The sequence below is a fragment of the Microcoleus sp. SVA1B4 genome, from assembly GCF_036700545.1.
Classification (GTDB): domain Bacteria; phylum Cyanobacteriota; class Cyanobacteriia; order Cyanobacteriales; family Microcoleaceae; genus Microcoleus.
In genome coordinates this window covers 50,825-63,066 of record NZ_JAUBPB010000019.1, presented here as the reverse complement: position 1 = coordinate 63,066, position 12,242 = coordinate 50,825, and the positions used below count along the sequence as shown (strand labels likewise).

The following is a 12,242-nucleotide window of genomic DNA, read 5'->3' as shown; positions in this document are numbered from 1 at the left end:
GATTGCCAAAATCTCAATTATGCTAACCTAGGCAAGCAGCAATCCCTTGTCATGAAGGCGATTAACATAATTTCAAACAATTTATTGGATTTAGGAGCGGTGTATCCCGTATGGCAAATCTGATCGGCACAGACAGCAACGACTTTATTCTAGGAACTCCGCTGAGCGATCGAATTCGCGGCTTAGATGGCGATGACACGGCCCTGGGTGCGGGAGGAGATGACACCCTAGAGGGCGACGGCGGCAACGACCAGCTTCTGGGAGGTGACGGAGCAGATTCGCTGATTGGCGGTGAAGGAAATGACGAACTTATTGGCAACCAAGGCCGCGATTTTGCTTCCGGCGGAAACGGCGACGACTCGATTCGTGGCGGTTTGGGCAACGACATCCTCGAAGGCAACGACGGGATAGACAGCGTGTTGGGAGACGCCGGGGACGACTTAGTTTTTGGCAACGCAGGCTTTGATGTGATTGCCGGCGGTACTGGGAACGACACCCTCACAGGGGGTGACGGCGACGATTCCGTGTTCGGCAATGCTGATGACGACTTTCTCTACGGGAATGCGGGGAACGATTCTCTCAACGGCGGCAGTGGTAGAGATCAAATGTTGGGCGCTGAGGGCAACGATTATTTGACTGGCGGCGACGGCGACGACACTTTGTACGGCAATGCCGACAACGATTCGCTCTTCGGAGATGCTGGTAATGACCAGATATTCGGCGGCAAGGCTGACGATACAGTTTTTGGTGGCAGCGGTTCCGATACCCTTCGCGGCGATGAAGCCGACGACTCGGTACTGGGAGATGAAGGCAATGACTTTTTGTTTGGTGGCAAAGGTAATGATGGTATCGACGGCGGTTTTGGCGATGACTCCTTGGCTGGAGGTATCGGCGACGATACAATTTTGGGCGGTTTCGGCAATGACAATTTATTTGGAGCAGAGGGTAATGATTCTTTAATCGGAGGTGAGGGTTCGGATACTCTGACTGGCGGCAGCGGCAGCGATGTTTTTGGATTGGGAGCCGGGCCTGGCAGTCTGGCTTTAATTACTGATTACAATGACACAGAGGATTTCTTTGGACTGCCGAGCAATTTATCTTTCGCTCAACTGCTAGTTACCCAAGGCAACGGTGCAAATGTCAGGGATACAGTAATTACGACACTTGACGGCAAGCTTTTAGCAATTTTGATCGACACTCCGGCGGCGCTGATCGAGGCGAATGATTTTATCGCTGTGACTGGGACGGCTACTCCCAGGCCAACCACCATTACAACTACCACTACAACTACAGTTACAAGCACAATTACAGATCCAACTCAACCTCAAACTTCAACTACAGAATCACTTCCAACTCCGTCTCCAACTCCCACGGAAGCACCGACTCCAACTCCCACGGAAGCACCGACTCCAACTCCCACGGACGAAGCGACGCCTACTCTCACGGAAGCACCGACTCCGACTCCCACGGAAGCACCGACTCCGACTCCCACAGCAGCGCCGACTCCGACTCCCACAGCAGCGCCGACTCCGACTCCCACAGCAGCACCGACTCCGACTCCCACAGCAGCACCGACTCCGACTCCGACGCCAACTGCTGCGAGGATTCCTACTGCACCGACAGTTAGCCCGCCTGATGATTCGCCTCTGGTGTCAATGAGTTCTCTGGCCCCGACTCCGACTCCCGGACTATTGCCAATGCCGGGCCAGACGCCGATATTCCCGACGGTGCCGAACCTGATACCTTTTCCTACACCTGTCCCTCCACCTTTCGGGTTGTAGGTGCGATCGCGCAGTTTAGTGATGAGTTATGAGTTAATGTAAAACTCACTAAACTCATAACTCAAAACTATTTAACGTCCTGGGGAGTTTCGGCCGAGTCTTGTGGCGACTCGGCTGGAGAATCTTCTAGGGGAGATAATTGTTGGCTATACTCCAAGAGCGATCGAAGTTTCATGCGGTGGATGTAAGGCCAGCCGCCATTGGCTTCAATATTCCTGAGCAGTTTGTAAAGTGCTTGGCGGTTGTCGGGAAAAGACGCTTGAAACAAACCGTCCCGAATTTCCCGGTGCGAAGCTTCCAGCCTCCGCAGCAGGGCCAAAAGCAGCAGACTGTCTCCCTGACAACTTTCGCCTAAAGTCCGAATCGCCTCTGTCAGCGATTGCATTTGAGACTGCAACTTTTCTGACTCTAAATCTTTGCCGTTGTCCATACTGCTGCTTCCTTTGAAATCTACAAGGCCTTTGTCCCCAGCCTTTTGGTCAACCGACTAATCGAGCTAGTCGCGATCGCCATTCGGGGTCATAAGCAAAGTAACTTAAGTAGGTTGACTTAAGCAATATTAATTTGCAGTCCAAGTCAGGAAAAGAGCACAACCCGTCGTACCATGTGTATTGGGCTGCGATCCGAACATGATTGAGAAATCATAAGTTCATGCTTATTTTCACGGCGCACTAGCTTGATTTTTTGAGTCAATGCCGGTCTCGGTGAAGCGAGGGATCAGGATCTAAATGCTACCCTAAGCGCTGGCCTAGCCTGCCGGCGGGCAATTATATTTTGCTCGAACTAGGGCTTTTTCTTAATATAATCCGATGTTGGATATTGAGGTTTGCAATGAAATATCGTGCTTTAATTGTTGCACTTTTAGCTTTTTGCATGAGTGCGCTGGTTGCTTGTTCTTCTGCTTCTGACACGACGGTGGCAACTACTGAGTTGCTCACCTACGACCAGATTAGAGGTACTGGCTTGGCTAATAACTGCCCTAGCTTGGCAGAAACTTCTCGGGGATCGATCCCCATCGAAGCGGGCGCCACCTATAAACTGACTGGTTTGTGTTTGCAGCCCACAACTTATTTTGTGAAGGAAGAACCAGCAAACAAACGCCAAGAAGCGGAATTTGTGCCTGGTAAATTGCTGACCCGGTTCACGTCGAGCATTGACCAAGTTCAAGGTACGCTCAAGGTCGGTACTGATGGAACTCTGACTTTCACAGAAGAAGACGGCTTGGATTTTCAAGCTATTACGATTCAATTACCGGGCGGAGAGCAAGTACCTTTCTTGTTTACCATTAAACAGCTAGTGGCAAGTTCCGAACCCGGAGTGGTTGCTATCAATACTTCCACCGATTTGAGAGGGGAGTTTAACGTTCCTTCTTACCGCAGCGCAGGCTTTTTAGACCCTAAAGCTCGCGGGGTATCGACTGGCTACGACAATGCTGTAGCGCTTCCGGCTAGTGACAATTCCAAACGGGTGCGGGCTAATGTTAAGGTTGCTGACACTCGCACCAAGGCCGGCAAAATTTCTCTCCAAGTTGCTAAAGTCAACAGCGCCACAGGCGAAGTTGGCGGGATTTTTGAGAGCACGCAGCCTTCTGATACTGATTTGGGAGCTAGACCGGCTCTTGACGTGAAAATTCGGGGTTTGTTTTACGCTCGCATTGAGCCTTCTGTGTCATAAAATTGGCTTTCAGGATCGATCGAACTTGAGCAGTTTCTGACCGTAAAGCTCCTGCTCGCCCTTCATTAGCCAACAGTCTTGAGCAATATAACTTAGGACTGTTGACTAATGACTAAATTTATGGTTGAATTGTGGTCATTCGCAAGTTATTAAGTTGGGATTTTTAATTAATTAAAGTATTGTATTCAAACCGCTTTCAGATTATAATATACTTGGGCAAAATCCCGGTTTAATTCGGGCTTGTGTCGAAGGTCTTCTACCTGATAAAGTTCTGCCTTATGCGGAAAACCTTCGGATAATTCAGCTAAATCCCTGCACCTTCGGAAAGTTAAACGGGTGTGTCCGCTATCACACCGATTAAGTGCTAGGATTACACTACCTAAAAGTGAATTTTTTTAGACTAGATTGGAAACTAGATATAAAGCAACTTCAGTCCTCTGCTCTACCAACCCTTATGTCACCATGTCTACCACAGTGCCGAACGAGCTAAAAAGCGAAAATTTGCAATTGTTGCGCGAGTACCAACTTTCTGGATCGAATGAAATCCGCAATCAGTTAGTTAAACTGAATGTTGGACTGGTCAGAAAAGAAGTTTACCACTGGCTCAACCAGTGCGGTGAAAGCTACGACGATTTGCTGCAAGTCGGATGTATTGGGTTGATCAGGGCGATCGAGCGGTTTGATATCGCCAAGGGACACGCTTTTAGTTCCTTTGCAATTCCCTACATTCGGGGCGAAATTCAACACTACTTGCGCGACAAAAGCCCTTCGGTGCGCTTTCCCCGCCACTGGCAGTCCCTGGAACGCAAATCAGTAGGAGCGATCAAGGATTTGCAGGTGCAGTTAAACCGCAAGCCTACGGATGCTGAAGTAGCAGCAGTCCTTGAGGTTTCTGTAGAAGAATGGCACGAAATTAAGCTGGCTCATCTGAACCGATCGCCTCTGAGTTTGGACGCGCCGATGCAAGATGAAGACGAGGGGGCGACTTGTCTGGGAGAATTGGTACCCGATAGCAAGTATCGGAGTTTTCAGTTGGCGCAAGAGGATCAAATTCGCGTACAGCAAGCTTTGGCTATGTTGGAACAACGGACTCGCGAGATATTGGAGTTTGTTTTTCTCTACGATTTGACTCAGAAGGAAACGGCTGAACGCTTGGGTATCAGTGCGGTGACTGTTTCTCGGCGAGTTAAGAAGGGGCTGGATTTGCTCAAAGAGATTATGACTAAACAGCTTTAGTCATTGGTCAGTTGTTGGTTGTCAGTTGTCAGTTGTCAGTTGTCAGTTGTGAACAGTTAACAGTTAACAGTCAACCGTTAACAGTTAACAGTTAACCGTTAACAGTCAACAGACTAATTTTTAGATGCTGCGGACAAATTTATCGAGCCTTTCTACGGCTTTTTTAATGGTGCCTAAATCGGTAGCGTAAGACAAGCGAATATGGTCATCTGCGCCAAAAGCAATCCCCGGAATAACTGCTACTTGCTGCTTTTCTAAAAAAGCGTCGCAAAATTCCAAAGAATTCATTCCAGTCTTGCTGATGTTGACAAACATATAGAAAGCACCGTCTGGTTTAATACAGCTAATTCCAGGGACAGCATCGAGTAATTCAAATATTACCTGACGCCTTTCGGCAAAAGCTAGACGCATTGTTTCGACAGACTCTTGACTGCTTTCCAAAGCTGCGATCGCGCCGTACTGTGCAAAGGTACAGACATTTGAGGTACTGTGACCTTGAATGGTGTTGGTGGCTTTGATTAATTCGATCGGCCCGGCCAAATAACCGATTCGCCAGCCTGTCATCGAGTAAGCTTTAGCAAAACCGCTGCTGATCAGGGTGCGATCGAAGATTTCTTTGCCCAGGGAACCGATGCTGACGTGCTGGGCGTCGTCATATATAATTTTTTCGTAAATCTCGTCAGCAACGACTAAAATATCTCGATCGACTATCACCTCGGCCAATGCTTTGATTTCCGCCGGAGTATACACCATTCCCGTCGGATTAGAAGGCGAATTCAGTACAAATAACTTGGTTTTGGGAGTAATCGCTCCACTCAGTAGTTCCGGTGTAATTTTATATCCTGTAGAAGCATCAGTCCGTACAATTACTGGCTTGCCGCTAGCGAGTTTGACCATTTCTGGGTAGCTTAGCCAGTAGGGAGCCGGAATAATTACTTCCTCTCCCGGCTCGATCAGAGCCATCATCAGATTGTAGAGGGAATGCTTGCCGCCGTTGGTGACAATGATATTTTCCGGTTGATAGTTGAGATTGTTGTCGGATTGGAGTTTGCGCGCGATCGCAGCTTTTAACTGCGGTTCCCCAGCCACAGGGCCGTACTTAGTCTTCCCCGCGTCTAAAGCTTGTTTTGCCGCTGCTTTAATGTGTTCGGGGGTATCAAAGTCGGGTTCTCCCGTACTCAAACTACAGACATCAATCCCTTCGGCCTTCATAGCTTTAGCCTTAGCGGCGATCGCCAAGGTTATAGAAGGAGTAACCTCACCCACTCGTGCTGCCAACTTAATCATTGGATTTTAGATATTAGATTTTTGACTTTAGATCATAGGGCGACAAATCGTGATATTCAACCCTGTTGTTAGGGAATTATGACATTTGTTTACATAGTACGTAAAGGATTAAGCAATTAAAGAATAAAAATTAAAAAAGCTCTTAGTTTTAATTTTTATTTTTTAATTTTTCAATTTTGACGTTATTATTGTAGCATTTTTGATGCCTCGTTACCCTCAACGCCGATCTGCAAGCTTATGGATCTCAAATCTCTGATTCGCGACATTCCTGATTTCCCCAAGCCGGGAATTCTGTTTCGAGACATTACAACTTTGCTGCGCGACCCGCAAGGGCTCCGCTACACCATTGACAGCTTAGCGGAAAAATGCTCTGCAATGTCTGTTGACTATGTGGTGGGCATGGAATCGCGGGGCTTCATCTTTGGCGCGCCGTTGGCTTATAAAATGGGAATAGGCTTTATTCCTGTCCGCAAACCAGGAAAACTGCCAGGTGCGGTTCATTTTGCTGAGTACGAATTGGAGTACGGTGTCGATCGACTGGAGATGCACCAAGATGCGATGACATCCGGCAGCCGGGTGCTGATTGTGGACGATTTAATCGCCACTGGCGGAACAGCAGCAGCGACGGCTAAATTGTTAGAGCAAGCTGGCTGCGAGCTTGTCGGTTTTGCTTTTATCATTGAATTGCAGGCCTTGGGCGGCAGGCAGAAATTGCCCGATGTGCCGATCGTCACGCTAGTGGAATATTAGTTAGTTAACTGTTGGCAGTTGACAGTTGACAGTTGACTGCTGACAGTTGAATAAAAACTACAGACAAATAATATCCTTGACCTTTGCATCGGAATTATTTATTTCTCTCTTCTCTTTCTCTGCGATCTCTGCGTTCTCTGTGGTTAAATCATTCCGATGCAACCGGAATTAATATCATTCACAATTCTTCAAATCTAAAATCTAAAATCTAAAATCTAAAATCCTATGACTTCTATTAAATTGAATCGAAATTGGCGAATGTTGAGTTCTCTGTTTAGCAGCGAGACATTTACTTATGTTTTCAAGCGACTGTTGCAGGCACTTTTAACGCTATTTTTGGCATCGATGCTTTGTTTTGCAATTATTGAGCTAGCACCGGGAAATTACTTGGATACTTTGAGCCAAAATCCCAAGATTTCGCCGGAGACACTCAAGCAACTCGAACAGCAGTTCGGCTTAGATAAACCAGCGATTGTGCAGTATTGGCTGTGGCTGCAACAAATTGTGACGCGGGGGAATTTTGGCACGAGTTTTGTGTATCAGCGATCCGTAGCTTCGCTGCTGTGGGAACGGGTACCGGCGACGTTATTAATGGCGATCGCATCTTTGATTGTAACTTGGGCGATCGCGATTCCCTTGGGAATAGTCGCCGCCGTCAATCAAAACCGCACAGTCGATCGAGTTCTGCAAGTAGTCAGCTACACCGGACAGGGATTTCCCAGCTTTATCACAGCGTTGCTGCTGCTATTTTTTGCTCAAAATACTTCGCCTCTGTTTCCCGTCGGAGGAATGACAAGCATTGACCACGCAGACTTACCTTGGTGGGGTCAAATCCTCGATTACGGCTGGCACTTAATTTTGCCAACTGTCGCCCTCAGCGTTACTGGTTTTGCTGGTTTGCAAAGATTGATGCGCGGACAATTGTTGGACGTGCTGCGTCAAGATTATATCCGAACAGCGCGGGCTAAAGGTTTGCCGGACGATCGAGTAATTTACATTCATGCTTTGCGGAATGCTGTTAATCCGTTGATTACGCTGTTGGGTTTTGAGTTTGCTAGTTTGTTGAGCGGTGCGTTTATTGCGGAATTTTTCTTTAATTGGCCGGGTTTGGGAAAGCTGACTTTGGAGGCGGTGAACAATCAAGATTTGTATTTAGTAATGGCAAGTTTGATGATGGGTGCGACGATGTTGATTGTGGGGAATTTGTTGGCGGATTTGCTGCTGAAAGCTGTCGATCCTCGGATTAAGCTGGAAGATTTGAAGTGATAGAATCATATTTGACTGTAAATTTGATTCTCGTTAAATTCTGTTGTGACACAATCATTTTCAAATAATGTTCCTAGTCCTCGGTTTTCCAATCAGTACCCCGCGACGCTAAATGATGAAATTCGATCGGCAGATGAGTTAGGTATCAGACCCATTAAAGTGGGAGAAGCAGGATTTGACGATATAATTAATGAAGGTACTGTCAAATGGGCAGTGACAACAAACCTAGAACTCCTTATAATTCCGAAATTTTTAGATGTTAACAATGAAATTTACCATACGGTTATAACTCGCGGTCAGCCTGTTTTGGCTGCGGGAGAAGCCGAGATTGTCGGCACCAACGGTTTGTATATTTTGCTAACAATCAGCAATCATAGCGGGCATTTTAGACCAACTTCAGAGAGCTTAGAAGTAGGAATTACAGCCTTTAGGCAGCAAGGAGTTGATACAAATAATGCTGATATCGAATATGTGGAGTAGATAAATTATGACTCAATCTCCTACGACAATATCCCTCGATCGCATTCTCGAACAAAATGCCGAATCTGTACTGATTTGGGCGAACAACATATTTTCAGGTCAAACCACCGAACCACAAGGGTTTAACTGGCTATTATTAGCCGATGTTGCCTCGGCTAAGGCTCGAAAAGGTGAAAATGGTTCCGGTTTGTGCGATCGCAAATGGGCAGAAGTTGCGATCGCAATTTACGATCGCAAAGCCGATGATGCCGATCGGAAAAAACCAGGTAGTGGCGAGTCTTTTACGATTTCCTCAATGATGTTGCGGGCTGCGATGATAGAAAAACAGGAAGTAATTTCCGATCATCCTGTTCTCGATGTTAACTTAATTTTAGAATGGTTTTGGGATAACATCAAAGAGTCGCAGGAAGATGTCCAAAAAAAAGCAGCTAATTGGAAAACGCTACCTATTGCAGAAATTCGCGAGTTAAGAAAACTTAAAAATCGCTTGAAAGTTATTGCAGCACTTTCTGATACTGATAAATATGTTTTAGATGAAAAACTCAACACTTGGCTTGACCTGCGCGATAAACTACCATAAAAGTGCGATAAATATTCCCATGCCCCATTCCCGATGCCCCATTCCCCATCTAGGAGTGTTTTATGTCAGAAAAAAAGCCAAACGAGGCAATGAGTTTTAGTCGCTTTGCCGACTGGTGCAGGCATATTGACAGTCTTTCAGAAGAGGCAAGGCACACAGTTAAAGTGTTGTTAAAAAAGGCTGGCACTGATGACGCACAAGCAGCGGAGCAGATACTTTCAAGCATGACAGAACTGGATCTCCGCAGCAATAAAATTAGCGACATCAGCTCCCTCGCCTCGCTCACCAATCTGACAACACTGAATCTCTACAACAATCAAATTAGCGACTTCAGCTTCCTCGGCTCGCTCACCAATCTGACAACACTGAATCTCGAAAGCACTGGAATTAGCGACATCAGCTCTCTCGGCTCGCTCACCAATCTGACAACACTGAATCTCTACCACAATCAAATTAGCGACATCAGCTCTCTCGGCTCGCTCACCAATCTGACAACACTGAATCTCTACCACAATCAAATTAGCGACTTCAGCTTCCTCGGCTCGCTCACCAATCTGACAACACTGAATCTCAGCCTCAATCAAATTAGCGACTTCAGCTTCCTCGGCTCGCTCACCAATCTGACAACACTGCGTCTCTATGGCAATGAAATTACCGACATCAGCTTCCTCGGCTCGCTCACCAATCTGACAACACTCCATATCTGGGACACTCAAATTAGCGACATCAGCTTCCTGGGCTCGCTCACCAATCTGACAACACTGGATCTCTACGACAATCAAATTAGCGACATCAGCTCCCTCGGCTCGCTCACCAATTTGATAACACTGAATCTCCAAAGCAATCAAATTAGCGACATCAGCTCCCTCGGCTCGCTCACCAATCTGACAACACTGGATCTCAGCTACAATCAAATTAGCGACATCAGCTCCCTCGGCTCGCTCACCAATCTGACAACACTGGATCTTAACTACAATCAAAGTACCGACATCAGCTCCCTCGGCTCGCTCACCAATCTGACAGAACTGGATCTCAAAAACAATCAAATTACCGACATCAGCGCCTTGCGATCGCTCACCAATCTGACAACACTGGATTTCAAAAACAATCAAATTACCGACATCAGCTTCCTCGGCTCGCTCACCAATCTGACAGCACTGAATCTCGAAAACAATCAAGTTACCGACATCAGCTTCCTCGGCTCGCTCACCAATCTGACAGCACTGAATCTCGAAAACAATCAAATTACCGACATTAGCGCCTTGCGATCGCTCACCAATCTGACAACACTGGAGCTCTGGTACAATCAAATTACCGCTCTGTGCGTGTTAGGCGAACTCGCAGAGAAACGTCTTACTCTCTCGACTAAGCCAATTGATGCTCAAAAAGCTACAGAAGCCATCAAAGTTGCCTATGCCGCTATTGGGCTAGAACAACCCGAAGTTATTATTTGCAGCAGTCCCCGCGACGCTTATATCCAACTCTTCAACTTGCCGAAACGCGACCATTCACCAAACTGCTCAGACGAATGGGACAGCAATAGATTGGGGAAAAAGCTAGAGTGGGAATGGATTTCCCCATCGATTATTGTGAGAGAATTTACAAGTCCGGGCGTGTGGGAGTCTGATCTCGCTCACATGACGATCGAGTCCGAAGCAGACAGCACAATAAGGGGGCTGATGTACGAATTGGTTGGCAGCTATGCGCGATCGGAAAAAACGAAGGGGAATGTTTTTCCCGATTATTTGTTCGGCCTCCAATCCCCTGAAACCCCCACGACTTTGGTTAAAAAAATCTATTTGACTGAATGGTATATCTCTTCATTAGGCGTCAATCTTTCCCAAAAGGCACAAGAAATACTTCGCTCCCAAAAGCTGCTTTTCGAGCATTGCGGTTTTATATTTCCCTTTGAAAAGATTTGCTTTGCGTGCGATCGCCCCCGCCACCTCCGCTTTGACAGTCAAAACCGCTTGCACGCAGAAGGGGAACCCGCGATCGAGTTTGCTGACGGATGGAATTTTTACTATTATCACGGCGTCAGATTGCCTGAACAATACGGTCAATTTCACCCAAATAAATGGCAATCCCAATGGATTTTAGCAGAAGAGAATGCCGAAGTTCGGCGAGTGTTAATTCAAGGAATTGGTTACGATCGCATAATTCAAGAGTTGTCAGCAAAACAAATAGATAGTTGGCAGGAATATGCACTATTACAAATAGATGACGCCGATGATATAGATGACGCCTATGATGTCGAGCCGATTTGTTTGTTAAAAATGACTTGTCCAAGTACGGGATTCATTCACGCTTTGAGAGTGCCGCCTGACCTGACATCAGCGAGGGAGGCAATTCGCTGGGTAAATTGGGATATTGATCCAGAGGAATTTTCCGTGCAGACTTGATATAGCAGAAGGAAGAAGGAAGGCACTACACGGATTAACACGGATACACGGATACACGGATTAAAGGGTGCGCGTATCAGATGTCATACCGAATCAGCGATCGGGAAGAAGGAAGACTTAATACTAGCAAGAATTTCAGCGATCGAGAATGTCCTTGTTTTAATTTCAGAAACGAGATGACAATTCCTGGAAGAACGAGCTAGGCTAGCTGTAGACATCTATTTCGATCGGGATTTACGCACGGGTGGCCAGAAACCGGGTTTTTTCTGAGAAGACGTGTTATACCAATTTTTTATCAGGTTGCATAGAATCCGATCCCCCCTAGCCCCCCTTAATAAGGGGGGGACAAGATTCCGATCAAAGTCCCCCTTCTTAAGGGGGATTTAGGGGGATCGAGATATGTGCAACTTCACATTAAATTGGTATTATAGCACCCAAAAGCGACAAAAACCCGGTTTCTTTGGTGTTGATGCGTAATATCCTGTGCGGTAGATTAGCGATTTGTCGTCGAGGGGGCAGGTTTATGAGATTGTCGGTTTTCGGCAATTATTGTCGGTGAACCTGCCCCTACAAGACATGGCGTTTGTAATAACGGATCGGATCTATCTGAGATATTGCAGCATTCTCCATTAGCTGTAGGGGCGGGTTCGCCAGTAGGCTTAAACGTTTGCAGACAGGTTAAATAAACCCGCCCTCCCCCACGAATAATCCCCTCAAGTCAATCGGACTCGATATAACTCCTATTATTCCCAGGAATGCACAGATAAAATTTCATTCACCCTCCAA

The 12,242-nt window shown here is 46.7% G+C and carries 10 protein-coding genes; 8 read left to right on the top strand and 2 right to left on the bottom strand.

What is annotated here, in order from left to right:
• Window positions 1-110: 110 nt before the first annotated feature.
• Window positions 111-1,781 (top strand): calcium-binding protein, encoded by a 1,671-nt coding sequence (locus tag QT987_RS11740; protein ID WP_333239990.1) that lies wholly within the window; start codon window positions 111-113, stop codon window positions 1,779-1,781.
• Between the two features lie 67 nt (window positions 1,782-1,848).
• On the opposite strand, the gene QT987_RS11735 is transcribed toward QT987_RS11740, so the two are convergent.
• Window positions 1,849-2,211 carry a hypothetical protein gene (locus tag QT987_RS11735; protein WP_333239988.1) on the bottom strand — a complete coding sequence of 121 codons (363 nt, stop codon included), beginning with the start codon at window positions 2,209-2,211 and terminating at the stop codon, window positions 1,849-1,851.
• A gap of 401 nt (window positions 2,212-2,612) precedes the next feature.
• Here QT987_RS11735 and QT987_RS11730 point away from each other — a divergent pair, with 401 nt between their 5' ends.
• Window positions 2,613-3,455 carry a photosystem II manganese-stabilizing polypeptide gene (locus tag QT987_RS11730; RefSeq protein WP_333053687.1) on the top strand — a complete coding sequence of 281 codons (843 nt, stop codon included), beginning with the start codon at window positions 2,613-2,615 and terminating at the stop codon, window positions 3,453-3,455.
• 462 nt (window positions 3,456-3,917) lie between these two features.
• Window positions 3,918-4,691 carry an RNA polymerase sigma factor SigF gene (locus QT987_RS11725; RefSeq protein ID WP_333239986.1) on the top strand — a complete coding sequence of 258 codons (774 nt, stop codon included), beginning with the start codon at window positions 3,918-3,920 and terminating at the stop codon, window positions 4,689-4,691.
• Window positions 4,692-4,811: 120 nt separating this feature from the next.
• On the opposite strand, the gene QT987_RS11720 is transcribed toward QT987_RS11725, so the two are convergent.
• A complete protein-coding gene (locus tag QT987_RS11720) occupies window positions 4,812-5,978 on the bottom strand; it encodes a pyridoxal phosphate-dependent aminotransferase (protein ID WP_333239984.1) in 1,167 nt (388 codons plus the stop codon).
• Window positions 5,979-6,215: 237 nt separating this feature from the next.
• Between QT987_RS11720 and QT987_RS11715 the strand changes: the two genes are divergently transcribed.
• The 5 genes from QT987_RS11715 to QT987_RS11695 all read left to right on the top strand — a co-directional run bounded on the left by QT987_RS11715 (window position 6,216) and on the right by QT987_RS11695 (window position 11,456).
• Entirely contained in the window at window positions 6,216-6,728 is a 513-nt protein-coding gene (locus QT987_RS11715; RefSeq protein ID WP_333239982.1) for an adenine phosphoribosyltransferase, read from the top strand.
• 225 nt (window positions 6,729-6,953) lie between these two features.
• Window positions 6,954-7,994: an ABC transporter permease gene (locus QT987_RS11710; RefSeq protein WP_333239980.1), complete on the top strand. Its 1,041-nt coding sequence runs from the start codon at window positions 6,954-6,956 to the stop codon at window positions 7,992-7,994.
• Between the two features lie 45 nt (window positions 7,995-8,039).
• Complete coding sequence (locus tag QT987_RS11705) at window positions 8,040-8,474, top strand: hypothetical protein (RefSeq protein WP_333239978.1); 435 nt, start codon at window positions 8,040-8,042, stop codon at window positions 8,472-8,474.
• A 7-nt stretch (window positions 8,475-8,481) separates the two neighbouring features.
• Window positions 8,482-9,054, top strand: a complete 573-nt coding sequence (locus QT987_RS11700; protein ID WP_333239975.1) for a hypothetical protein — start codon at window positions 8,482-8,484, stop codon at window positions 9,052-9,054.
• Between the two features lie 62 nt (window positions 9,055-9,116).
• Window positions 9,117-11,456: a leucine-rich repeat domain-containing protein gene (locus tag QT987_RS11695; RefSeq protein ID WP_333239973.1), complete on the top strand. Its 2,340-nt coding sequence runs from the start codon at window positions 9,117-9,119 to the stop codon at window positions 11,454-11,456.
• Window positions 11,457-12,242: the final 786 nt, after the last annotated feature.

What these genes read in the sequence shown, in the direction of transcription:
- QT987_RS11730 (WP_333053687.1), top strand. Translation starts at nt 2,613, where the DNA reads ATGAAATATCGTGCTTTAATTGTTGCACTTTTAGCTTTTTGCATGAGT.
- QT987_RS11695 (WP_333239973.1), top strand. Translation starts at nt 9,117, where the DNA reads ATGTCAGAAAAAAAGCCAAACGAGGCAATGAGTTTTAGTCGCTTTGCC.
- QT987_RS11720 (WP_333239984.1), bottom strand. Translation starts at nt 5,978, where the DNA reads ATGATTAAGTTGGCAGCACGAGTGGGTGAGGTTACTCCTTCTATAACC.
- QT987_RS11740 (WP_333239990.1), top strand. Translation starts at nt 111, where the DNA reads ATGGCAAATCTGATCGGCACAGACAGCAACGACTTTATTCTAGGAACT.
- QT987_RS11710 (WP_333239980.1), top strand. Translation starts at nt 6,954, where the DNA reads ATGACTTCTATTAAATTGAATCGAAATTGGCGAATGTTGAGTTCTCTG.
- QT987_RS11735 (WP_333239988.1), bottom strand. Translation starts at nt 2,211, where the DNA reads ATGGACAACGGCAAAGATTTAGAGTCAGAAAAGTTGCAGTCTCAAATG.
- QT987_RS11715 (WP_333239982.1), top strand. Translation starts at nt 6,216, where the DNA reads ATGGATCTCAAATCTCTGATTCGCGACATTCCTGATTTCCCCAAGCCG.
- QT987_RS11725 (WP_333239986.1), top strand. Translation starts at nt 3,918, where the DNA reads ATGTCTACCACAGTGCCGAACGAGCTAAAAAGCGAAAATTTGCAATTG.
- QT987_RS11700 (WP_333239975.1), top strand. Translation starts at nt 8,482, where the DNA reads ATGACTCAATCTCCTACGACAATATCCCTCGATCGCATTCTCGAACAA.